The organism is Plantactinospora sp. ZYX-F-223 (assembly GCF_039649625.1).
Lineage (GTDB): Bacteria > Actinomycetota > Actinomycetes > Mycobacteriales > Micromonosporaceae > Plantactinospora.
On sequence record NZ_JBDJAV010000011.1, the window covers coordinates 16,217 to 38,308 of the forward strand.

The 22,092-nt window shown below is 68.6% G+C and carries 20 protein-coding genes and 1 pseudogene; 13 read left to right on the plus strand and 8 right to left on the minus strand.

The window, feature by feature from the left end:
• Positions 1-366: 366 nt before the first annotated feature.
• Positions 367-525 carry a hypothetical protein gene (locus tag AAH979_RS13275; RefSeq protein WP_346258372.1) on the minus strand — a complete coding sequence of 53 codons (159 nt, stop codon included), beginning with the start codon at positions 523-525 and terminating at the stop codon, positions 367-369.
• Positions 526-690: 165 nt separating this feature from the next.
• Between AAH979_RS13275 and AAH979_RS13280 the strand changes: the two genes are divergently transcribed.
• A complete protein-coding gene (locus AAH979_RS13280; protein WP_346258373.1) occupies positions 691-1,131 on the plus strand; it encodes a VCBS repeat-containing protein in 441 nt (146 codons plus the stop codon).
• Here AAH979_RS13280 and AAH979_RS13285 read toward each other — a convergent pair.
• Entirely contained in the window at positions 1,083-1,727 is a 645-nt protein-coding gene (locus AAH979_RS13285; protein WP_346258524.1) for an alpha/beta hydrolase, read from the minus strand. The genes AAH979_RS13280 and AAH979_RS13285 overlap by 49 nt on opposite strands.
• A gap of 368 nt (positions 1,728-2,095) precedes the next feature.
• Positions 2,096-2,197: pseudogene (locus AAH979_RS13290) on the minus strand (IS5/IS1182 family transposase); the annotation flags it as partial.
• Positions 2,198-2,714: 517 nt separating this feature from the next.
• Between AAH979_RS13290 and AAH979_RS13295 the strand changes: the two are divergent.
• On the plus strand, positions 2,715-3,104 hold the full coding sequence (locus AAH979_RS13295; protein ID WP_346258374.1) for a VOC family protein: 390 nt from the start codon (positions 2,715-2,717) through the stop codon (positions 3,102-3,104).
• Here the strand turns inward: AAH979_RS13295 and AAH979_RS13300 are convergent.
• Together AAH979_RS13300 and AAH979_RS13305 are read right to left on the minus strand one after the other, a co-directional pair.
• Positions 3,074-4,486 carry an IS66 family transposase gene (locus AAH979_RS13300; RefSeq protein ID WP_346258375.1) on the minus strand — a complete coding sequence of 471 codons (1,413 nt, stop codon included), beginning with the start codon at positions 4,484-4,486 and terminating at the stop codon, positions 3,074-3,076. The genes AAH979_RS13295 and AAH979_RS13300 overlap by 31 nt on opposite strands.
• A gap of 139 nt (positions 4,487-4,625) precedes the next feature.
• On the minus strand, positions 4,626-5,639 hold the full coding sequence (locus AAH979_RS13305) for a LacI family DNA-binding transcriptional regulator (protein WP_346258376.1): 1,014 nt from the start codon (positions 5,637-5,639) through the stop codon (positions 4,626-4,628).
• Between the two features lie 781 nt (positions 5,640-6,420).
• Between AAH979_RS13305 and AAH979_RS13310 the strand changes: the two genes are divergently transcribed.
• Positions 6,421-7,395 carry a glycoside hydrolase family 6 protein gene (locus AAH979_RS13310; RefSeq protein ID WP_346258377.1) on the plus strand — a complete coding sequence of 325 codons (975 nt, stop codon included), beginning with the start codon at positions 6,421-6,423 and terminating at the stop codon, positions 7,393-7,395.
• 402 nt (positions 7,396-7,797) lie between these two features.
• Here the strand turns inward: AAH979_RS13310 and AAH979_RS13315 are convergent, their stop codons facing one another.
• Positions 7,798-9,273, minus strand: a complete 1,476-nt coding sequence (locus tag AAH979_RS13315) for a tetratricopeptide repeat protein (RefSeq protein ID WP_346258378.1) — start codon at positions 9,271-9,273, stop codon at positions 7,798-7,800.
• A 22-nt stretch (positions 9,274-9,295) separates the two neighbouring features.
• A complete protein-coding gene (locus AAH979_RS13320; RefSeq protein WP_346258379.1) occupies positions 9,296-9,613 on the minus strand; it encodes a hypothetical protein in 318 nt (105 codons plus the stop codon).
• A 94-nt stretch (positions 9,614-9,707) separates the two neighbouring features.
• Here AAH979_RS13320 and AAH979_RS13325 point away from each other — a divergent pair, with 94 nt between their 5' ends.
• The 4 genes from AAH979_RS13325 to groL all read left to right on the plus strand — a co-directional run bounded on the left by AAH979_RS13325 (position 9,708) and on the right by groL (position 13,379).
• A complete protein-coding gene (locus AAH979_RS13325; protein ID WP_346258380.1) occupies positions 9,708-10,139 on the plus strand; it encodes a hypothetical protein in 432 nt (143 codons plus the stop codon).
• 325 nt (positions 10,140-10,464) lie between these two features.
• Positions 10,465-10,806, plus strand: a complete 342-nt coding sequence (locus AAH979_RS13330) for a lipopolysaccharide assembly protein LapA domain-containing protein (protein WP_346258381.1) — start codon at positions 10,465-10,467, stop codon at positions 10,804-10,806.
• Between the two features lie 242 nt (positions 10,807-11,048).
• Positions 11,049-11,528, plus strand: coding sequence for a DUF5994 family protein (locus AAH979_RS13335; protein ID WP_346258382.1), 480 nt, complete (start codon positions 11,049-11,051; stop codon positions 11,526-11,528).
• Between the two features lie 279 nt (positions 11,529-11,807).
• Entirely contained in the window at positions 11,808-13,379 is a 1,572-nt protein-coding gene (gene groL / locus AAH979_RS13340) for a chaperonin GroEL (RefSeq protein ID WP_346258383.1), read from the plus strand.
• 149 nt (positions 13,380-13,528) lie between these two features.
• Here groL and AAH979_RS13345 read toward each other — a convergent pair whose 3' ends face one another.
• Positions 13,529-14,200 carry a BON domain-containing protein gene (locus AAH979_RS13345; protein WP_346258384.1) on the minus strand — a complete coding sequence of 224 codons (672 nt, stop codon included), beginning with the start codon at positions 14,198-14,200 and terminating at the stop codon, positions 13,529-13,531.
• 720 nt (positions 14,201-14,920) lie between these two features.
• Between AAH979_RS13345 and AAH979_RS13350 the strand changes: the two genes are divergently transcribed.
• From AAH979_RS13350 to AAH979_RS13375, 6 genes are all read left to right on the plus strand, one after another.
• The gene (locus AAH979_RS13350; protein WP_346258385.1) at positions 14,921-15,091 is read left to right on the plus strand and encodes a hypothetical protein; all 171 of its coding nucleotides are present in this window, start codon (positions 14,921-14,923) and stop codon (positions 15,089-15,091) included.
• Positions 15,088-16,089: a glycosyltransferase family 4 protein gene (locus AAH979_RS13355; protein WP_346258386.1), complete on the plus strand. Its 1,002-nt coding sequence runs from the start codon at positions 15,088-15,090 to the stop codon at positions 16,087-16,089. The genes AAH979_RS13350 and AAH979_RS13355 overlap by 4 nt, the downstream gene beginning before the upstream one ends.
• Before the next feature lie 224 nt (positions 16,090-16,313).
• Positions 16,314-17,504 (plus strand): glycosyltransferase, encoded by a 1,191-nt coding sequence (locus AAH979_RS13360; RefSeq protein ID WP_346258387.1) that lies wholly within the window; start codon positions 16,314-16,316, stop codon positions 17,502-17,504.
• A complete protein-coding gene (locus AAH979_RS13365; RefSeq protein ID WP_346258388.1) occupies positions 17,501-18,526 on the plus strand; it encodes a glycosyltransferase in 1,026 nt (341 codons plus the stop codon). Before AAH979_RS13360 ends, AAH979_RS13365 begins: the two co-directional genes overlap by 4 nt.
• A gap of 79 nt (positions 18,527-18,605) precedes the next feature.
• Positions 18,606-20,087 (plus strand): glycoside hydrolase family 130 protein, encoded by a 1,482-nt coding sequence (locus tag AAH979_RS13370; protein ID WP_346258389.1) that lies wholly within the window; start codon positions 18,606-18,608, stop codon positions 20,085-20,087.
• A gap of 279 nt (positions 20,088-20,366) precedes the next feature.
• The gene (locus AAH979_RS13375; protein ID WP_346258390.1) at positions 20,367-21,593 is read left to right on the plus strand and encodes a low temperature requirement protein A; all 1,227 of its coding nucleotides are present in this window, start codon (positions 20,367-20,369) and stop codon (positions 21,591-21,593) included.
• Positions 21,594-22,092: the final 499 nt, after the last annotated feature.

Consider the following 22,092-nt stretch of genomic DNA (forward strand, 5'->3'; position numbering starts at 1 on the left):
AGAGAAGGGCCGAAGAGGCCGGACTGGCGAGGCTGCGCCGTCAGAACGAGAAGCCGCAGGCCGATCTGAAGAAGACCTGAATGGCCGTTGGACAGCATGGGAAAAGCACACGCGCTCTTGGAATCGCCCACACGGTCCTTGGTCTCGGCGAACGGCCCGTCGGTGACTGGCCGGCGCCCCTCACCGTCGCACTGGACGAACGTCCCCTCGGGGCCGAGTGCCTGACCGTCGACGAACTCGCCGTTCCCCTCGAGCCGGGCCGCGAAGTCGCGCATGTACTGAACCTTTTCAACCTCCCCTTGCGGTCCGACGGACCGCACGGTCGGACGCGGTGCGTAAGCGCCGCGCGGTCCAGGTTGAAAAGGTTCACTGCACGTGCGCCGAGATCTCCTCCGGCGCCCACTGGTCTGGGGTGACCTGAACGGAGACCGGCGCCTCGACCGGGTCACCCTGGGCATGTCCGGCAACTTCGACCGGTGCGCGGTCCATGTCCAGTGGAGCGGCACCGGCACGGCCGAGGAACACCTGTACGTTCCACCGGGTGCGACCTTGCCGTCACCCACTGCCTGGGCATGGGGACCGCCGTCGACCTGGGTGGCGACGGAAGTGTCGAGCTGGTTCTCGGATCGTTCTACGGCGAGCCGACGGCGCCGACGGTTCGATGCTGGTCCTCCGCAACTTCGTCCCCGGGTGCTGACCACCGCCGACATCCAGCTCAACGAAATCGGCACGGCGGACTTCAACGGCGACGGGCTGACCGACGTCTTCTGGTGGAGCAACCAGGGCGAGGGCTTCGGCACCTTCCTCAACACCGCCGCTGGGCAGTTCGTGCCCGGGCCGGTCAAGCAGGATGAGGGTGAGATCAACGACTATCAGTTGGCGGACTTCGACGGCAACGGGGCGACCGACGCCGTGATCGCCTTCCACACCGCACCGGGTACGCCAGGCAACGGCGTGGTCATGGCCTTCGACGACGGGACGAAGGAGTGGCTGCGGCACAGCCGGGTTTCGGAGACCGCGAGCGGGACGCCCGCTTCGGTGCGTCGTCGCCGTCAGTTGCTGTGGGACGGCTCCCTGCACCTTCAGCGCAACAGGTACGCGGTCAGCCGGTCGGCGAGTTGCTTCGGGTGACTGAGCGCCACCGAGTGACAGCCGTCGATCTCATCCGGAACGACGCCAAGCCGGTCGGCGGCCACCCGGCGCTGGAAGTCCGCCAGGAAGAACCGGTCCTCGCGGGCGATGAGCACCTCCGTCGGCACGTCCGGCCAGGCGTCCAGAGGCCACGGCTCGTTCCACTCCGCGCTGACCTGCTCCCGGCCATGCGCCGCAGCCTCCGCGACAACCTCGGCCGGCACACCGTTGTAGAACTGCTGCTCCTCGCTGAGCCCCTCCACGCCGCGGTAACCGGTGTTGCCCCACCAATCCCCGGGCCTCTCGCCGGGCTCCGGGACCATCGGAGTGAGCAGGACAATCAGCCGCACAGGCAGCTTGTCGGCAATCAGTGGCGCGGTGAACGCACCGTACGAGTGTCCGACGACCACAGGGTCGCTCCGGTCACCGATCGCGTTGACGACCGTTTCGCGGAACTCGGCAAACCCCGCCGACCTGTCCTCGATCGGCAGCTCCGGCACCACCACGTCGTGGCCGCGGCTGGCCAGCTCAGGGACCAGAAGATGCCAGTCCCAGGCGCTGCCCCCGCCGCCATGGATCAGAACAAAAGTCGCCATGCCCCGAAGCCTCACACACGGGCACGACAGCTAGCCACGCGGCCCGGTTCGCCACACCCGGTCAGCCTCCGAAGACCTCACGATGCGCGCCGCGCCTCCAGCGCTGTCCCCGCATCGACCGCACCTGTCGCGGGCACGGGCGTGCCGCTTCCGGGTGCCGGTGCCGTCGTCGAGATGCCGGATCAGGTAGGTGATGATCTCCATGGCCTCGAAGAAGCCGTGCAGCGACGACATCGGCACCCGCCCGTGCCCGCGACCTGGCGGTCCAGGATGCGGATCAGCAGGGACAGCGCCTGGTCCCAGGCTCGGTCGTCGCCGACGACTGCGAGGCCGTGCATCGCATGGTGCCGTACCGGTCGTCCGCCCGGTCGCCGTCGGACCGGGGTGAGGGCGAGCAGGGGTCCGATGGTGTCGATGACCGGATGCCCGACACAGCGGCCGAGCTGGCGCATGGTCAGGTTCGTGCGCCAGATCCGGGTTCGGCGTCCTCAACATCGACGAAGTTGAGGTTCGTTCCGCCAGTGCGGGCACCCGGAACGGACAGCAAGCTTGCTTGGGGTTGGCGCCCCTCGTCAAACATGGGCGAAGTAGCCGCGCCAGCTTCGGTCCCGATGATGGGTGCGGTAACCCAATGAACCTTTTTCAACCTGTACCGCGCTGCGCTTACGCACCGCGTCCGGCCTTGCCGTCGGACCGCAAGGGAAGGTTGAAAAAGGGTAACTGATCAGGTTGTTTAGGCCCTGGTAGGTGACTGATCTCGGGTCGGCCGGATGCTTGGGGGTTGAGGCGGCGTGCGCGTTTGTAACCAGGTGGAAGCCGGCTGTTGCCGACCGGTCAGTTGCCGCGACACGCAGACGCCGGCTGCCCGAGGATGTTGGTGCGGCTGGGGCCAACGTAACATCACGACCGGATCAGTACCTGTGTCCCGAGCCGTTGGCACCGCTTGGAAGACACTATCGCTGAGCGTGTTGGAAGGATCATGATGTGATGACGGTTGCCCAGGTACAGGTCAATCTGTTCTGCGCTGATGTGGACGGATGCTTGTCCTTCTACACTCGGCTGGGACTGGTGGAGGCTTTCCGGGCGCCGAGCGTCGGCCCGGTCGAGCATGTCGAGGTCGAGGCTGCTGGTATCCGGATAGGGCTTACGTCGGCACAGGTCGCCAACGCTCTTGTCGGTCTTGGGGTGGCGGCTGTTGGTAGCCCGTCGACCGAGCTTGTGTTGTGGGGCCAGGACGTCGACGTGTCCTACGAGCGGGCGATGCGGGCGGGGGCGACGAGCGTGGTCGCGCCGATGGACTCGCCTGATGGACGGCTGCGTTACGCGTGGGTCCGCGATCCCGACGGTCACCAGGTGAAGTTCGTGCAGAAACGCTGAGCTTGGACGGCTGCGGGTAGCCACGGGTCAGCGGCGGTCAGGCGGGTGAGGGCGTCGAGCAGGTTGAGGCCGTGTTTGGCTGCGGTGGCCAGGTACGAGCGGATAGTGCAGAACTGTTGTGCGCCGGTGAGGGTGCGAAGGCAGCCGGAGATCTTCTGCCGGAGTTTGACCATGCGGATCTCGCGCTCTGCGGCGTTGTTGTCGAACGGCACCCGGTGCGGGTCATGGGCGAATCGTAGGTAGTCATCGATGCGGGCGTGCATGCGTCTGGCCAGTGCGTGCAGCTTCCTGCCGGTCTTCGTGCTCTGCCCGGCGTGGTCTTTGATACCGATCAGGGCGGCGTGGCGGAACCGGTCGGTCTGCTCGGCCAGTGCTTGCGGGTCCACCGTGGCCTGGCCGGCGGCGACGGCAGCATCAGCGGCCTGCTTGAGTGTGACGAGGGCGTCGATGCCCTGCCCGGCCCAGGCCGCCGCGGGCTCGGCCTCGGCGGCGGCGACCAACTCGCGGATCAGATGGGTACAGCACAGACTGTGGGTGGCGGTGGTGTAGCAGTCGTAGGGTGCCCATGCGTCGTGGACCGCGATGCCGGTGAACCCCGGTAGCACCCCACCGGCGTCCATCGCTTGGGTGCCGCGCTTGGGGTGTACGTAGACCAGGGTGTACTTGTCGGTGGACGCCGAGTGCACCCAGTGCAGCTTGCCGTCCACGCGCAGCCCCGTTTCGTCGAAGTGCACCAACGGCGAGTCGGCCAAGGCTTGGCGGACGAAGCCGAGGAAGTCGCCCTCCAGACGTCGGGCGGCCCGCCCGGTCAACCCGGCCACGCTGCCCTGACTGACCGGCACACCGAACAGGTCGCCGATCGCCTGGGCGACCCGCTTCTGCGCCCCGAACTGGGCGACCATCAGGTACACCACGATCGCGGCCAGCCGGGGCCCGTACTGCACCGGCGCGTCCACCCCGGCCGGCGCCGCACCCATGGTCTGCTGCCCACACCCACACCGGCGGGTCACCAGCCGATGTTCGGTAACCCGTGCACCCACCGGCGGGATCTCGAACACCTGCCGGCGCACCACCGCGACCTCACCAGCGCCGGCCAGACCATCCCCGCACGAACAGCACAAACGCGGTTCGTGGCGCACCACCACATCCGGCTCATCGACCTGCCGCAGCGTACGACCCTCATGGCCGGGCTGCCCACCCGGCTTACGCCCCGACCGGCCGCGCAGCGACTTCGGAGCCGGCTTGCCCAGCCCTTCCGACGACGGCGGACGATGCGAGTTCCGCGGATTCTGCCCCAACCGCCGACGCAGTTCCGCGTTCTCCTCCACCAGCCGCGCGTTCTCCGCCTCCAACGCCTCAACCCGCCGGCCCGCCTCGGCCAACGCCGTCTCCACCATCGCGAGCCGCTCAACCGGCTCCACTATGGACGGCGTTCCAGACACCGAACCATCCTCAACTGCCCAACAGCCCGATCAAGCCGCCACGCCGAGCACCACCTGATCAGTTACGAAAAAGGTTCAATCATGCGGATTCGCGCAGTACCAATCTCGTGGGAAGGATAAGGGACGCGGTTTCCCGGCCCGCGATCAATTCGATGAGTACTCGGGTCATTTCCTTTCCCAAGGACTGAATCGATTGGTGAACCGTGGTCAATGGTGGATCGGTTCGTTCGGCTATTCCTAGATTGTCGAAGCCCACGACCGCCACGTCCGCCGGTACGGACCGACCGGCCTCGCTCAGCACGCGCAGGGCCCCGGCCGCCATGTTGTCGCTGGCAGCGAACACGGCGTCAAGACCCGGATGGTTGTCGAGCAACGTTGTCATCGCCGCGGCGCCACTGGCCTCGGTGAAGTCACCTTCCGCCATGCCGTACGGGGTCAGACCCGCCATGATCATCGCCTCGCGGTAACCGCGGTAGCGGGCTGCGCCGGCCTCAGTGTCCATCTCGCCTGTGACGGTGACAATACGGGTTCGACCGAGGCTGATGAGATGCTCAGTAGCGAGCCGTGCCCCACCGAGGTTGTCGGAGTCGACGTACCACTGCGGCTTGAAATGCAACGGCCGACCGCCGTACACGGCCGGCAGGCCGGCTCGGCGCACAATGTGGGTCAGCGGGTCGTCTCCGCGTAGGGCCATCAACATGATGCCGTCGACGCCCCGCGTGTTCAGCAGGTTCGTGAGCCGGGAACGGCCCCGACCGGAACTGGCCAGACACAACAACAGGTGTAAGTCGGTGTCCTCGAGCGCCGAGGAGACACCGACGATGACCTGACCGAAGAACGGATCGGCGAACAGCTCAGGATCGTCGTGGGGGATGGCGAGGGCGACGATTCCGGTCTGTTGGGTGGCCAGGGCACGAGCAGTGCGGTTGGGCAGGTACCCCAGTTCCTTGATGGCCCTCTCGACGGCGTCGCGCGTGGCGCGACTGACGTGCGGCGCCTTGTTGAGGACCCGAGACGCGGCAGAGCGTGACACACCGGCGCGCGCGGCCACCTCATCGAGCGTGGGCTGACGCCGAGTCGTGTCTGTTTCCATCTCGATGCCGCGTCCTTCCTGCCTAACGTCGGGGACAGGCCGGCGACGAAGGCACCCGGCGTGGCTCGCTCGGCGCCAACCCGGCTACCGGCGGTGCTGACGTCGCTGGTAGATGGTATCGGCCTCCGACGACCATGGTCGATACGGTCATGCCAGGAACCACGCACCAACATGCGATGCGCTGCCAGGGCCATGGGCATCTTCGAGTAGCCGGACCTTGGTAGATCCTTCCCGTAGCTCCTCGCCACGCGGTGGAAGCGCACACGAACCTTGGTCCGCGCTCGCGCGCCGTCGCGCCGCCCGAGTCGGAGAGTGAACCAGCGTCACGGCCTGGAAGCGGTTCCAGTCTTTTCCCCGCGAGGACCATGCGCCAGAACCGTTGACTCGGGGAGCAACCTTGACTTTCGCTCGTCGGATGCTCACCATTAGATCGATGTGACTGGATGGAATCATGCTGGAAGCGCTTCCAGCAAGACTCCAGCCTTGGGTCCGTGGGAGTTCACCAGCGCCTCAACGCGGGACGTCACAGAGCACCGACCGCAGCGCGGTGATCAGACAGGTGGAGGTCGATCCGTCAGCTTCGGAATCACCCGGACGTCCACTCAGAGCGCTTCCCCGCGCCGGCTGCGTGATGGCGACGCGGTAGGGAGCGGATGAGGCGAACGTGTTCTGACCCACCACGGCACCGTCGCTGGCGGTCCCGAGGTTGACGGAACCGCGGGTCCAGGCACCCAGCACCAGTTCATGTCGATGCACTTCTCAACGCGTTAGGAGACTCGCAATGAAACGACCCGCCCGTCCGCTGCTCGCGCTTGCGGCCGCGCTGACAGTGGCGGTCCCGGCGATCCTGTTCGGCTCGTCGGCCGCCCACGCCGATCCGATCAGCCAGACCAGCGGCTTCTACGTCAATCCCCAATCCAGCCCCGCGTCATGGGTCGCCGCCAACCCTGGCGACGGACGCGCCAACGCGATCAGAACCGAGATCGCCCAAAAACCGATGGCCTCCTGGTTCGGCAACTGGAGTGGCGACATCACCGCTGCAGTCGGCAACTACGTCGCAGCTGCGGACGCCGTCGACAAACTTCCCCTGCTCGTGGCCTACAACCTCCCCGCCAGAGACGCCTGCGGCGGACACTCCGGTGGTGGTGCCGGAAGCGTCGCCGCCTACGACGCATGGATCGCAGCCTTCGCCAGCGCTATCGGCAACCGGCCCGCTGTAGTGGTCCTCGAACCAGACTCACTGGGCGACTTCAACTGCATGACCCAGGCGCAGATCAACGACCGCGTCGGCATGCTCGCCCGCGCCGCCAACCAGTTCCGGTCCAAGGCGCCCAACACATGGGCCTACCTCGACGCCGGCAATCCCGGCTGGGTCGACGCTCGGACGATGGCGCAACGCCTCAACATGGCCGGCGTCGCCAACGCCCACGGTTTCGCGCTCAACGTATCCAACTACTTCACCACCGGCGAGAACACCAACTACGGCAACGCGGTTGTCTCCACGCTGCGTAACGACTTCGGATACACCAAGCCCTACGTGATCGACACCAGCCGCAACGGCAACGGCTCCAACGGTCAGTGGTGCAACCCGGCCGGCCGCAGGATCGGCACGCCGACCCAGATCGGAGGCGGTGCCGAGATGCTGCTGTGGCTCAAGACACCGGGAGAGTCCGACGGCAATTGCGGGGTCGGAGCCGGATCCAGCGCCGGGCAATTCCTGCCCGAGGTGGCCTATAAAATGATCTTCGGATATTGAGCTGGCTCCGCACGACGATCACCAAGTGAGCCGGTTCGCCCGGTGCAGACAAGCGAAGTGCCCCTCCCGCAAGAGGAACTGACGGCACCGGCTCACCGAAACTCTTGCGGGAGGGGCACTTCACAGGTGGGGCACTGACAGCTGGGTGGAACACCTGCTGAAGACTCGACTCCCGCACAAGCATCACCAATGAACCTTTTTCAACCTGAACCGCGCGGCGCGTGCGCCCCGACCTCCCCTTGGGGTTGAAAAAGGTTCAATCGCCGTTCAGGTACTACATCCGACCGAAAACGGCCAAGATCAGCTATCCGGAACTGCCGAGCACAGTGCGTGTGATCATGGCGAGGTCCAAGCTTGGCCTCGCGCGCCGATGGCCCGGGTACTGCACCGGCAGTCGGGTGGTCAGCCGGCGTAGCGGGGCTCGCTGAGCCGGCTGCGGAATTCCGCGTGAGCGGTCTGGAAGACGTGGTTGAGCCGCTCGAGTTCGGACTCGGTCGGTTGTCGACGCAGCCCGACATCGATCTTGAAGTCGCCTTCTACGATCGCCACGTCGAGGCGGTCGAGCAGGTCGGCGGGAAGCCTGGTGATGACGAACTCGCGGAAAGCGTCGGCGATCGTGCCCGCCATGTCGCCGCACCCGCAGGTACGGCCATCCAGGACCGCACCGAGGTGGCTCCGGCCGATGATCGCGTCCGGGTGTACGGGATCCATGACGGTCAGGCCCTCCTCCAGGACCGTGCGGGCCTCCGACAGCCGTGCCTCGTGCTGGAGAAACAGACCGAGGGCGATGCAGGCCCTCCCGACCGTGTCGTGGTCGGCGCCGCGGCGCGCCTGGTTCACTGCCTCGGTCAGCCGTTGCTCCGCCGGGCCCACCTGGCCGGCCTCCTTCAGCGCGAGACCCCAGTTGCGCAGCACCTGACTCCGCAGCTCCGGACGACCGATGCGCTCCGCCCTCGCGTGCGCCGACGCGTACGTGCGCAGCGCCGCCACGGCATCGCCGGCTTCGTCCTGGGCCATCGCCAAGCCGAGCGCTGCCATCAGCGCCTCTTCCTGCCGGCCCTGGCGGTCGTATGAAGCGAGCACGCGCTCGATCGCATCAATCCGCCCCGCCTGGTCACCGAGATCACGGCCGAGGTTCGCCAGCGCGGACAAGGCGTTGAGCGTCGCCTGGTGGTCGACGCCGAGCCGCTCCTCCAAATCGGCGACCAGGGAGGTGAGCAGGGACTTGGACGCTGGATCGTCATGGTCCAGCATCTGGGTGACGGCCCGCCCGAGCTGCTCGACGACCTCGTCCGGCAGGTGGTGCAGGCCCGCGAAGAGCGGCTCGCCGCTGCCACCGGCATGCACAATCGCTGCTCGCAGCGCCAACGCGGAGGCCACCCGCTCGTGCCCGTTGCGCCACAGGTTGGCCACCGCCTCCTCGACGACCTGCCGGGCACCTGCCACATCGCCACGCTGCCGCAGCAGGTCCGCCAGCGGTTCGAGGCCGAACGCGTACCCGGCATGCTCGCGACCGTAGAAGGCGAGCCGCTCCTGAACGCCCTGGCGCAACTCCGTCTCCGCCTCGTCGAGTCGTCCGGCCATGCGGAGCGCCAAGCCCAGATTGAGTCGGTAGGTCAACTGGTCCTTGCGGGACTCGTGATCGCGCGGCGTCGCGGAGACGGCGCGGCGGTAGCACTCGATCGCGCGGTCGCGCTGATCGGTGTTGAGCAGCACATTGCCGAGGTCGCACTGGGCCGAGGCCCATTCCGGGCTGCCGTGACCGTGTTTGTCCGTGGCGGCCTGCAACTCGCGCGTCACGAGGTTCTCCGCGTCGCCCATACGACCCTCCCGCAACAGCGCGAAAGCCACCTCGACCGGAGTGAGGGATGTCGTCACGACCCGCAAGCTTAGGCCCGTCCTACCGACGTTCGCACCCTGGGAACACCTTGAGCGACGCCCCGCCCAGTCCGATCAACCAACCATGATCGGCCATCCGCATCTGGCACCCCTCGGTGTCGTCAAGCGGCCGCGGCAAGGGTTGTTCCAGGCTGGGGTGCGGCGGATCCGGGAAGTGACTTTCCGAAGTGTCGATCATGCGATTCGGGTCGGCCGCGCCGGATCGCAGAGTCGCCCCCACGAGTCCTCCGGGACCCGTCCCGAGCTGCTTCGCGTCGGCCACCATCTGCCGGTAGACGATGTCGGACAGCCGCCGCTTCAGCGCCCGTAGCCCGTTCATCGGGGTCTTGCCCGCAGCCAGTCCACGCCGGTAGTAGCGACGCCTTCGGTGTCACGGCGCGGCCTGGCCGATAGGGATGATCTGCGGCGCCCGGTTGATCCGCCGGGTACCGGCTTCGATCCTGTACGGAGTTCACACCAGCCTGGTATCGATCTGCCAGTTCGGCCGCGTCCCGGTGCTGGCCAGCGGCTTCAAGATTGTGGGACGCGGTCACGACGAGGCCGTGATTTTCTGGGCCGTTCGTGCCGGCAAGGTGTTGGCTGAGCTGCAACGTCGCGGCTGGACGGTGGTTGACGCCCGGCGAAGCGGGGGCGCCCTTGCCGTGCCGGGCGGTGGCCACCAGCCGCTGCCGCAGCCGTTGGAGGCGCTCGGCGAAACGCGCTACCCGGATCGCGCCGGCGATGTACCCGCGGGCGCCGGTGAGAGGTCGTTGCACCGAGGACCTCGCTTGCCGGGTACGCGCCATCAGGAGCGTCGAGGCCAGTCCGGCACCAGCCTTCGCCCCGCACTACCAGCGACGGACTGATGATCGGGATCGATTCCGTCAATCGATCAAGCATCATCGGAGCAGTAAGCAGGGACGACTGCGACTTTGTCGTCGTGCAGTACGTGTTGACCACTGCTGTGAACCTGGGGTCAGCAGACAGTCCATCGAGGTGTACGTGAACAGCTCGCGCGTCAGCCTCGACAGACTCGGCGTGCTTCCTAGACCACGGCGCGGGCAGCCGCCCTCGATCGAGGCAACTGGGCATGCTGGGCCGAACAGGCGTACGATGGGGTCATCCCGGAAGCGACGACATCCCAGCCTTGAGGTGCCCGCCATACCGGCCCACCCCCCAGAGGGGGATGTCGTGTCCAACCATCTCCGCACCACCCGAGGCGCGCCGATCGATTCGGCCACCACGGCATCGCCGAAGCCCTCGGCCGCACGGTCGACGACCCGGGTACCACACACCCGCACCGGCGCCGCCTGGTTCGGGATCTGCGCCGCCGCGCTCATCTGCGTGGTGCTCATCGTCTTCATGCTGCAGAACACCCGCAGCGTCGAGGTCACCTTCCTGTGGATGCAGGGCACTCTGCCGTTGGCCCTGGCCCTGCTGATCGCCGGTGTCGGCGTCGCGATCCTGACCATGGTGGTTGGCGCCGCCCGCATCACCCAACTGCGCAGACTGTCCCGCCGCCAGCGTCACTGATCTGCGCCCTGGAGCTGGCCGTACGACGAGCCTGGGCGCGAAGATCCGGCTGCGGTTGCGCAACCGCGCCTTCCGCGACCCCGCCGCCAAGCTCGACGCCCCGGCCTGCCATTCTCCCGACTGCAGCCCTTCGCCGGATCCCTTGCGGCGACGGGCAGAAGGAACCTGCCATGACACACGCCACTGCTACCAGCCGCGCGACGACGATCTCGCCAACGCCGCCATCGACTCCACGACTGCGGATGGAACCCACCGGCTCCCGCCGTACCCTCCTGGACGGCGGTTGGTGGCCCCGCTCGACCGACCCGGTCGCGGAACTGCCGGGTCTCGTCCTGGCCATCGACAAACTTCGCGGACCCGTCACCAGGCTCGTCCTCGCCGCCGACGGCTGGGACACCCACCCCCGCCGGCTGGGGTTGGCCGACCGGGTCCTCCGGCTGGGCTACTTCAGCAGCCAGCCCATCAGCCTGATCACCGCGCTGTGCGCCAACGGCGACCGCGTCGACCTGCTGATCGTCCCGCCGGAGACCGCGAGCGACACCGCCGACGCGGCGATGGTCCTCGCCGCCGTCACCAGCAACCAGGTGCACCCCCAACACATCCTGCTCGCCGTCACCACGTCCACTCCCGCTGCGGTCGATGACGCTCCCGCAGCCGTCTGGGAGGACGAAGGCGGTCAGCCAGGTCTCACGCCGCCCCGGGCCTTGTCGGACGCACGGTAAGGCGGCATCGTCCCACCGGCGGTGCGGGCAGACCACGGTGGGGCGGGGTTTTCGGTACCTCGCGTACCCGGCGGCACCAGACGGCGGCGTACGGCGAGGTTCCTGAGGAGGACGTTGTCCTTGCACTCTCGGGCGGCGAGTGCTACACCGTAGCTAGCACTCGCCCTTCGTGAGTGCCAGCCGAATGGGATGAGCCCTTTGTGGGCGTGCGCGATGTGTTCGTCGCAGGTCGGTCCGAGCAGTGCTGAATGTCGGCACGACGAGTAGAGGACGACACAGATGGCCAAGTTGATCGTATTCGGTGAGGACGCCCGTCGCGGCCTCGAACGCGGCATGAACATGCTCGCCGACACGGTAAAGGTGACGCTCGGCCCCAAGGGCCGCAATGTCGTGCTGGGTAGCGGATGGGGTGCGCCGACCATCACCAACGACGGCGTGAGCATCGCTAAGGAGATCGAACTCGACGACCCGTACGAGAAGCTCGGTGCGGAGTTGGTCAAGGAGGTCGCGAAGAAGACCGACGACGTGGCCGGGGACGGCACGACGACGGCCACCGTCCTGGCCCAGGCGCTGGTGCGGGAAGGACTGCGCAACGTGGCCGCCGGGGCGAACCCGGTCGCACTCAAGCGCGGCATCGAGCAGGCCGTGGTCGCGGTGACCGAGGCGCTGCGCCACCAGGCCCAGGAGGTCGAGACCAGGGAGCAGATCGCGGCCACGGCGTCCATCTCCGCCGCCGACCCCGTTGTCGGTGAACTCATCGCCGAAGCGATGGACAAGGTCGGCAAGGAAGGCGTGATCACCGTCGAGGAGGGCAACACCTTCGGCCTGGAGCTGGAGTTCACCGAGGGCATCCGCTTCGACAAGGGCTGCATCTCGCCCTACTTCGTCACCGACACGGAACGGATGGAAGCCGTTCTCGACGACCCGTACCTGCTCATCGTCGAGAACAAGATCTCGAACCTGACCGACCTCCTCCCGATCCTGGAACAGGTCATGCATGCGGGCAAGCCGCTGGCCATCATCGCCGAGGACGTCGAGGCGGAGGCCCTCGCCACCCTTGTCGTGAACACGGTCCGCGGCACCCTCACCTCGGTGGCAGTCAAGGCGCCCGGCTTCGGTGACCGCCGCACGGCCATGCTGGCCGACCTCGCCGTCCTCACCGGCGCTCAGGTCGTCAGCGACACCGTCGGTCACACGTTGGGAAACGTGACCCTCGACATGCTCGGCCGGGCCCGCAGGGTGGTCGCCACCCTGGACGAGACCACCGTCATCGACGGCGCGGGTGACCTGGGCCAGATCGCCGGGCGCGTCGCGCAGCTCCGCTCCGAGATCCAGCACAGCGACTCCGACTACGACCGGGAGAAGCTACAGGAACGGCTGGCCGCATTGGCCGGCGGCATCGCGGTGATCAAGGTCGGTGCGGCCACCGAGGTGGAACTCAGGGAGCGTAAGCACCGCATCGAGGACGCCGTCCGCAACGCCAGGGCCGCCATCGAAGAGGGCCTGCTCCCCGGCGGTGGTGTGGCGTTGGCCAACGCCGCGGGCACGGCGTTCGACAAGCTCGACCTGGCCGGTGACGAGGCCACCGGCGCGAACATCGTACGGGTCGCGCTCACCGCGCCGCTCAGGCAGATCGCCGACAACGCCGGCCATGAGGGAGCAGTGGTGGCAGAGAGGGTCAAGTCACTTCCGCCCGGCCAGGGCCTCGACGCCGCCACGGGCGAGTATGTCGACATGATCAAAGCGGGCATCGTCGAACCTGCCAAGGTGACCCGTTCCGCATTGCAGAACGCTGCGTCGATTGCCGCGCTGTTCCTGAGCACCGAGGTACTCATCGTCGACAAGCCGTAGCCGGCCGGGCGCCGGGTCGGCGGTCAGCCGCGACCTCGGGTCTGGCACCGACCGGGCCGGTCAGCACGGCCCCGGCCGCACTGACCGACCCGGGCAGGGGATGAAGCAGATCGACCCGGCCGTCTCCGGACGACCGGGTCGATCTGGGCTCAGGCGGTGACGGTGAGCTGGTTCTTGACGCTGGTGACGCCGGCACCCGACCACGCCACGTTCTCGGCCTGACGGCGTTCGGCGCACGAGCGCACGGCCCCCCGCAGCGTTACCTCGGTGCCGTTGACCTCCGCCTCGACCTGCTCGGCGTCGAGCTGGGCGTTGCGCCGGATCGCCGAGCCGATCGCCGCTTTCAGGTCGTCGGACGCCGATGCGGTCGCCATCAGCCTGATCGTGTTGCTGACCGCCGTGACGCCCTTGAGATACATGACCGCGCGTGCGGCGGCCTCCCGCTCGTAGTGGCGGGTGACGGTGCCGGAGAGGGTTACCACACGATTGCGGACCTCGACCGTAACTGCGTCGGAGGGTACGTCGACCGCCCAGCCGAGCATCTGGTTCGCCGCCTCGGCGATGTCGCTGTCCCTGGCGCCGAACGCGCCCGGGTCGCGGACCACGATGTCGACGGTGACGGCCTGAACACCGGCCACCCGCATGGCCGCCCGTTTCGCCGTATGCCGCTCGGGCAGCGTGCCCACGTCGCCGGAGAGTGTGACCACGCCGGCGTTCGCCAGCACCACGAGATGCGCGGCGTCGATGCTGGAATCGAAAGTCAGTTCGTTGGTGACGTTGGTCCGCAGGTCCTTGTCACTTACCTGGACGGTCTGTGTCATGGGCCAACCCTGACCCTCCGGCCGCCAATATGCCAGCGCATTTGGTGCATATTCAAATATATCTTGAGCTTGATTCTCAACTGCCGGCTTTTAACATGCTATGCAGACCTTTTCTGGTGTCATCGGTTGTCACCTGAGTGCCTGACGGCGACGCTGTCCGAAGCGCCGTGCGCCGGCGGGTGGCCGGCATCCTGGGGTAGATAAGGGCGGGCACGGTCACCAGCAGTACCCCGAACGCCGTGGCCATCAGCAGCGCGATGCCCATGGGGAGCCGCCCGTGCGCCCCCAGGAAATGTACGTCGGTCGCCGGCCGGAGAAAGGACCGCCGAGTGGTTGCGTCCGGAGCGTCCCGGAATACGCGCCCGGGCGAGGTGTCGTCCCGCCGGAGGTGGTGGATTCGCGGGCCGGCCGCGGCGGGAGTACGGGGGCGTGTCGGGCACTCCGCCGTCCTCGGGTGAACGCGAACCGCCGATCCGGGCGCGTCGGGGCGTAGCCTTCGGGCTTACCCGGGCTGACGCGTTCGCTCCGCTCCGGCCCGCTCCGGCACCTTCCGGCGCTTCGAGACCGGCGTGGAGGCTGATCGGGAACGGCCGACGGACGTCGAGGGCCGCCACGATCAGGCTCCAGGCCAGCGGGCGGGTGCCGTCGGCGATCGTTCGGGTGCGATCGGAGACCAGAACCTACGGCGACCCGGCTGAATTCGTACGCGAGGAGAAGCGGATGGCGATCGACAACGACAGGACCGTCGATGTGTTGCGTGGTCGTGGTCACCAGGTCAGGGCTGACTGGATCGACCGCGAACTGCCGAACCGGGTCGACGGCGTCTGTCCCGCGGGCCCACTGCCGACCGGCCTCGACCCCGCCGTCCTGGCCGATCGCGCATCGCGGTGAGGGTGGCCATGCTGGGACCGGTGGCGTGGCGCACGCCCCCACACCATTACGGGCCGTGGGAGCAGGTGACCGGCCTGCTCGCCGATGGTCTGGTTGCCCGGGGTGTGGATGTGACGCTGTTCGCCACGTTGGACTCGGTCACCTCGGCCCGGTTGGACGGAGTGTGTCCGCGGGGGTACGCGGACGATCCGGCCGTGGACGGGCGGGTGGCGGAGGCGATGCACGTCGCGCACGCGCTGGCGCGGTCCGCCGAGTTCGACCTGGTGCACAACCACCTCGACTGGCTGCCGCTGGCCTTTGCCGCGCACTGCCACGCCCCGCTGGTCACCACCATCCACGGTTTCTCGGATTCGGGGATCCTGCCCGCGTACGCGAGGGCCGGGTCGGCCTACGTGTCCATCTCCGACGCCGACCGGGTCGCCGCGCTCGACTATGTCGCCACCGTGTACCACGGAATCGATCTCGACGGGTTGCCGTTCGCGCCCGACGGGGGACCAGGACTGATCGTGTTCGGCCGGATCCACCCCGACAAGGGCACCCACGTCGCGATCGAGATCGCGCGGCGGGCCGGCCGGCCGCTGGCCATCTGCGGGATAGTCCAGGACGAGCGGTACTTCGCCGAAGAGGTGGCCCCGCACATCGATGGCGAGCGCGTCGTCTTCCACGGCCCGGTCGGCCCGCGTCGCCGCGGTGAACTCCTCGGCGCCAGTGCGGCGCTGCTGCACCCGATCGCCTTCGACGAGCCGTTCGGCCTGTCGGTGGTGGAGTCGATGGCGTGCGGCACACCGGTGGTGGCATACCGGCGCGGAGCGATGCCGGAGGTCGTCGACGAGGGTGTGACGGGTTTCCTGGTGCACGCCGTCGAGCAGGCCGTCGCGGCCGTCGCCCGGATCGCGACCATCGACCGGTTCGGCTGCCGGACCCGTGCCCGGCAGCGGTTCGACCCCGACCGCATGGTGACCGACTACCTGCGCGTGTACCGCGACGTCGTCCGCTGACCGGATCGGTGCCGTCCGCTGACGGGTCGATGCTGATAGTGTCGACCCGCCGATGGCTTTTCGAGGGTCCGGCGTAGGTCCGCGATCGGCCAGACCCCGCGTGAGGCGGTGGCTCCCCGCGGACCCGTCCCGCCCGTCACACACGCTGGCCGGGTGGGCGCCACGATCGCGTGAGGTCCGTAGCCGCTCGCGCGGTTGCGGCCGACAACCGAAAGGCGCGGCAGATGGCCCGCAGCTACGGTTTTCTCAGCACCCATCCACCGACCCAGTGCGGATTGGCCACCTTCAACGCGGCCTTGGCCGCCCATCTCGCCGCGGACGGACCGCCGGACGGCGTTGTCCGCATCATCGCCGCCGGCGAGGAGCCCGCCGCTCCGGCAACGCGGACCACCGCGCACGCGGGACCGTTCGGCCCGGAGGTCGTGCATGACTGGTCGACGCGGACCGTCGCCGGTTGGCGGGACGCCGCCGCGGCCCTCGACCGCTACGACATCGCCGTCGTCCAACACGAGTACGGCATCTACCCCGGACCCGACGGCGAGGATGTCCTGCCGCTGCTGCGCCGGCTCACGGTACCGAGCATCGTGGTCCTGCACACCGTGCTCGCGCATCCGACCGCCGGGCAGAAGGCGGTGCTGGAGCAACTCGTGGACGCGGCAACCGCGGTCGTCACCATGACCGACACCGCCCGCGACCGGTTGCTTGTCGGCTACACCGTCGAGGCCGGCAAGGTCACGGTGATCCCGCACGGCGCGGCCGAGCACACCGCACCGGCCGTCGAACCGCGCCAGCGCCCCCACCTGCTCACCTGGGGACTACTCGGCCCCGGTAAGGGAATCGAGTGGGCGTTGCGGGCCCTCGCCCGGCTCCGCGACCTCCGCCCGATGCCCAGCTACACGGTCGCGGGCCGGACCCACCCGAAGGTGCTCGAGCACGAGGGCGAGGCGTACCGGGCGGACCTGCACCGCCTGGGCGCGATCCTGGGTGTCTCGCACGCCGTCGACTACCAGCCGGTCTACCACGAAGAGAGCGCGCTGAGCCGGTTGATCCGCTCCGCCGACGCCGTCGTGCTGCCCTACGACTCTCGCGAACAGGTCACCTCCGGCGTACTCGTCGCGGCGGTCGCCGCCGGAGTCCCCGTCGTCGCGACGCCCTTCCCGCACGCCGTCGAGCTGCTCACCGACGGCCCCGGTCTGCTTGTGCCCCACCGGGATCCGGCGGCACTGGCCGCCGCCATCCGGCGGATCCTGACCGAACCCGGTCTGGCCACCAGCCTCGCCGATCGCACCCGCACCAGGACGTCGACACTCCGATGGCCCGCGGTGGCGGCCCGCTACCACACCCTCGCCGAGCGGCTCCTCGCCGACAGAGTCCGCACCGGGGGCGCACCTGCCGTGACCGCCGCGCCGGCATGACCACACCCGCGTCCCGCGTGCCTGTGCCCGCGCCCAGTTTCGCGCACCTGGCCCGGCTGACCGACGACACCGGCCTGTTCGAACATGCCCGGAATGCCACCGTACGCCGCGAGCACGGCTACTGCACCGACGACGTCGCCCGTGGCCTGGTCGTCACCAGCCGCGAACCCGACCCGCCCGACGCCGTGCGGCAACTCGCCGAGTGCTACCTGACCTTCCTCACCCACGCCCAGGACGACAGCGGCGCCTTCCACAACCGGCTCGGTCACGATCGACGCTGGACCGACGAGCCCGGTCTCGGCGACTGGTGGGGGCGGGCGGTGTGGGGGCTGGGCACCGCCGCCGCGCGCAGCCGCGCCCCGTGGATCCGCGACGAGGCCCTCGTCGCCTTCACGCTCAGTGCCGGTCGGCGATCGCCCGCGCCGCACGCGATGGCCTTCGCCGGCCTCGGTGCCGCCGAGGTACTGCACGGACAGCCGGACAACCGGATCGCGGCCGACCTGCTGGTCGACGCCGCCCTCGCCGTCGGCGTCCCGACCGGGGACCCGGACTGGCCATGGCCGCAGCAGCGGCTGACCTACGCCAGCGCCGCTCTCGCGGAGGTCGTCATCGCCGCCGCTGACCTGCGCGGCGACACCAGGCTGCTCGCCGCCGGACTGCGGATGCTGGCCTGGCTGCGCGACATCCAGTTCGCCAATGGTGTGCTGTCGGTCATCCCGGTCGCCGGCTGGCAGCGCCATGCTCCACGAGCCCGGCACGACCAGCAGCCGATCGAGGTCGCCGCCCTCGCCGACGCGTGCGTCACCGCCGCCGCCGTCACGGGCGACTCCGTCTGGGGAACCGGGGTAGGCCAGGCCGTCGCCTGGTTCCTCGGCGCCAACGACGGCGGCACGGCCATGTGGGACCCGGCGACCGGCGGTGGCTACGACGGCCTCACCCCGGATGGCCCCAACCTCAACCAGGGCGCGGAATCGACCCTCGCGCTCATCTCCACCCTGCAGCACGGCCGGCGGTGGTCATGACCGTGCAGGCTGTGCAGCCACCAGTCCCGCCACGGACCCGGTCGGCAGCTTCCGGCTCGGACTGCCGGCGCGAGCCGACATGACCGGGCCGGACCTGGCCACCCGGCTGGACCTCACCCTCAACCCCGACCCGGCCCGGGTCGTCGTCAAACTCTTCGTCCCCGGCGAGGACGCGGCCCTGGTACGCACTCGCGCCTCCGCGATCATCGAACGCATCGCCCGGCTCGACGACGACGAAGCCACCCGCCTGCTCCAGCAGACCCTGCAGCGCTTCGGCGGCCGGCACCACGATCTGGAAACCACCTTCCGGCACCACCACGACCTGGTCCACCACCGAGTTCCCCGGACCAGCGAGCTGTCACCCACGGCCCGCCTGCTCGTCGGCGCATACTTCAGCCACGAGTACGCCGTGGAGGCCGCCGCCCTGTGCAACCCGTCCATGGTGCCGCATCCGGATCAGACCGGCCTGGACCCCGACCAGTTACGTGTCGCGGTCAGCCTGCGGCAGATCGGCGAGGGACACCTGTCGTCGATCGGCTTCGCTACCGCCGTACTCGGACCCGGGCACCGCCTCACTGTCACCGACCGGTCAGGCCCGCTGGTCACCGGCCGTCGCATCAGCGCCCGTCACCGCAGGGACCTGCTCGCCGCCGGACTCGCCGAGGAAGGCTGGGACAACGAAGTCTCCGCCACCGTGCTGGGACGCCTGCCCGAACGTTTCGACGACCACACCTTCGAACAGGTGCTGACCAGCCTTCCCACCGACCTGCTCACCCGTACCACCAGCCAGCGCACCCTCGAGCAACTGCGCCGTACCGCCTCGGCCAGCTACGCCGTGACCTTTCCCGCCGACGTCCCGCTCCAACGACGGATCCTCTGGCCGGCCGCCCCCGCCGAGAACAACGGCATGGAGGACGCCCGCTTCGTCAGAATTACCGGCGACGACGGCGAACCGGCCTACCATGCCACCTACACCGCCTACGACGGCCGACGCGTCGCCGCCCGCATGCTCAGCAGCGACGATCTTCGCCACTTCCAGGTGACGCCGATGCGCGGGCCGGCGTCCCACAACAAGGGCATCGCACTGTTCCCCCGCCCGATCGCCGGCCGTCACCTCGCGCTGTGCCGCTCCGACGGCGAAACCATCGGCCTGACCCGCCTTGACAGAGCCAACCTGTGGCAGCCTCCGGTGCCGTTGCACGCTCCGCATCGCGGCTGGGAACTGATCCAGGTCGGCAACTGTGGATCGCCCATCGAAACCGAAGCCGGTTGGCTGGTACTCACCCACGGAGTCGGCCCGATGCGCCGGTACGCCATCGGCGCTCTCCTGCTCGACCTGCACCGGCCCGACCGGGTCCTCGCCGAACTACCCGGCGTACTCCTCGCTCCCGACGGCACCGAACGCGACGGATACGTGCCCAACGTCGTCTACTCGTGTGGCGGCCTGCTGCACGCCGGCACCCTGTGGCTACCGTACGGGGCCAACGATGCCCGGGTCCGGTTCGCCGTCGTCTCCCTCACCGCCCTGATGGCGGCGATGGACGACGTACCCGCACGGTAGAGCGACGCGGGACAGCGGTTCCGGCATCACCTCGGCGACCGGGCCGCTCGAACCCGATACTCGGGTCCGGCGCCCCGGCATCGATGACACCTGCCTTCCGGTACCCGCGAAGCCACCAGCGTGGATCCTCGCGTCGAGGCTGCCCCAAGACACGAAACCTCCTCCCCACCGTCGGTGAGTCCGCGGCGGTGACACCCCGCCTACGCTGGGATCGAAGGAGGCGTCCTGGCAGCTTATGATGTCGCTTGAGGGTATGCGGGCGGTGGAGAATCGACGCCGATGCGGGTCGACGATGCTCCGATCGTCGACCGGATCCGGCATCCCGTGACGACCGACCCGGCGGTGGGATTGGCGCGCCGCGTCGAGGGGCCGCAACGAGCGACCCTGTTGGAACTGTTCCTCGATCTGGTGTTCGTCGCCGCGCTCGCCCTGACCTCGCAGAAGCTGGCCACCGACATGACCTGGGCCGGCGTCTTCCAGACCCTGCTACTGCTGCTGGCGATCTGGTGGGTCTGGTCGATCACCGCCCTGACCACCGACCTCTACCTGCCGCAGCGGCCACCGATCTTCCTGATGACCATCTCGGTCATGTTCGGCACCATGCTGATGGTCGCCGCGCTGCCCGCGGCGTTCAGCCGTGACGGATTGGTCTTCGCGGGCGGGTACGTGGCCATCCACCTTGGCCGCAGCCTCTTCCTGACTCCCGCGCTGCGGAGTCGGCAGGCACGTCGGCACGCCGCGCGGTTCCTGTTCTGGTTCTCCGTCTCGGCCGTGCCATGGCTGTTCGGAGCCATCGTGACGGGCACCGCGCGTGGCGCGCTGTGGACGGCAGCACTCGCCCTGGACTACGGGGCGGCCTGGCTCCGCTACCCCACCCCCTGGCTCGGGCGGGTCCCCAGGTCGCAGTACAGAATCGCGGCTGAACACCTGGCCGAGCGCTACCAGCAGTTCTTCACCCTCGCGCTCGGCGATCTCATCCTGGTCACCACCCTCACGTACGCCGGCTCCGGGTTCGCGGTCGACCGAACCGCCGCTTTCGTGGTCGCGTTCGCCACCACGGTGCTGCTGTGGCAGATCTACGTCCAACGCGCCGGAGCCCTGCTCCAGGCCGCCATCGAGTCCTCCCGTGACCCGGGGCGGCTCATGCGGTCGGCCCCCTACACCCACCTGTTCATGGTGGCCGGCGTGGTCGCCTCCGCCGCCGGAGCCGAATCCGTCATCCGTCATCCCACCGGAGACACCACTTTCGGGCTCGTCGGCGTCGTTCTCGGCGGTCCCGCGTTGTTCCTGGCCGGCCGAGCCCGATTCGAGTACGAGGTATTCAGCCGGATATCCCCATCCCGACTGATCGCGCTACTCGTGCTCGCCGTCGCCGTACCCGCGATGATGCATGTACCACCGCTGGGAGTCGCCATTGTCGGTACCCTCGTCCTGGCCGGGATCGTCGCCACAGACCTCTTTCGCGCCCACGGTCGCCCACCCGAAGCGCCATCCCCCGCCCTCTAGGAAGCATGAAGCGGCCGGCTCCAGTTCCGCCTGGTAGTCGATCTCGTGGATCATCCTGTCGGGTGCCAAAACTAGATTCCGGCTGCTGACCTGCGGTTTCGAGGATTCGTTCAGGCGGCCCGGTGGTACTAGTGCGTGCCGTTGACGGCGTCGAGCGCGGTTGGCGGCCGTCCGGTATGGGGTCGGCGGCGGTGATCGTGTGCTCGCCGGCTTGCGGGTGCCGACCCGACCCGTTGACGTTGATCTTCTCGGTCATCGGGGAGGCCGCGCCGTACGTCGACCGGGCGAACCCGGCGATGTCGGCCGGCGTACCGAGTCCCGGCCGGCGAACTGGTTGCTGGGTACGCCGAGCACGCTCGGGCCACGATCGGCGTACGCCTGGTGCAGCGACTACCGCCCGGCGTACTGCGGGATCGGCCCGCTCAGCCATGACCTGATCGGTTGCTCGGCCGCCCGACGCCCCCACTTCGCCGGGTCATATCCGGGCCGGGCCCGATCA

What these genes read in the sequence shown, in the direction of transcription:
- AAH979_RS13360 (WP_346258387.1), top strand. Translation starts at nt 16,314, where the DNA reads ATGGCCCGCAGCTACGGTTTTCTCAGCACCCATCCACCGACCCAGTGC.
- AAH979_RS13320 (WP_346258379.1), bottom strand. Translation starts at nt 9,613, where the DNA reads ATGAACGGGCTACGGGCGCTGAAGCGGCGGCTGTCCGACATCGTCTAC.
- AAH979_RS13365 (WP_346258388.1), top strand. Translation starts at nt 17,501, where the DNA reads ATGACCACACCCGCGTCCCGCGTGCCTGTGCCCGCGCCCAGTTTCGCG.
- AAH979_RS13335 (WP_346258382.1), top strand. Translation starts at nt 11,049, where the DNA reads ATGGAACCCACCGGCTCCCGCCGTACCCTCCTGGACGGCGGTTGGTGG.
- AAH979_RS13350 (WP_346258385.1), top strand. Translation starts at nt 14,921, where the DNA reads ATGGCGATCGACAACGACAGGACCGTCGATGTGTTGCGTGGTCGTGGT.
- AAH979_RS13370 (WP_346258389.1), top strand. Translation starts at nt 18,606, where the DNA reads ATGACCGGGCCGGACCTGGCCACCCGGCTGGACCTCACCCTCAACCCC.
- AAH979_RS13285 (WP_346258524.1), bottom strand. Translation starts at nt 1,727, where the DNA reads ATGGCGACTTTTGTTCTGATCCATGGCGGCGGGGGCAGCGCCTGGGAC.
- AAH979_RS13375 (WP_346258390.1), top strand. Translation starts at nt 20,367, where the DNA reads ATGCGGGTCGACGATGCTCCGATCGTCGACCGGATCCGGCATCCCGTG.
- groL (WP_346258383.1), top strand. Translation starts at nt 11,808, where the DNA reads ATGGCCAAGTTGATCGTATTCGGTGAGGACGCCCGTCGCGGCCTCGAA.
- AAH979_RS13310 (WP_346258377.1), top strand. Translation starts at nt 6,421, where the DNA reads ATGAAACGACCCGCCCGTCCGCTGCTCGCGCTTGCGGCCGCGCTGACA.
- AAH979_RS13345 (WP_346258384.1), bottom strand. Translation starts at nt 14,200, where the DNA reads ATGACACAGACCGTCCAGGTAAGTGACAAGGACCTGCGGACCAACGTC.
- AAH979_RS13305 (WP_346258376.1), bottom strand. Translation starts at nt 5,639, where the DNA reads ATGGAAACAGACACGACTCGGCGTCAGCCCACGCTCGATGAGGTGGCC.
- AAH979_RS13295 (WP_346258374.1), top strand. Translation starts at nt 2,715, where the DNA reads ATGACGGTTGCCCAGGTACAGGTCAATCTGTTCTGCGCTGATGTGGAC.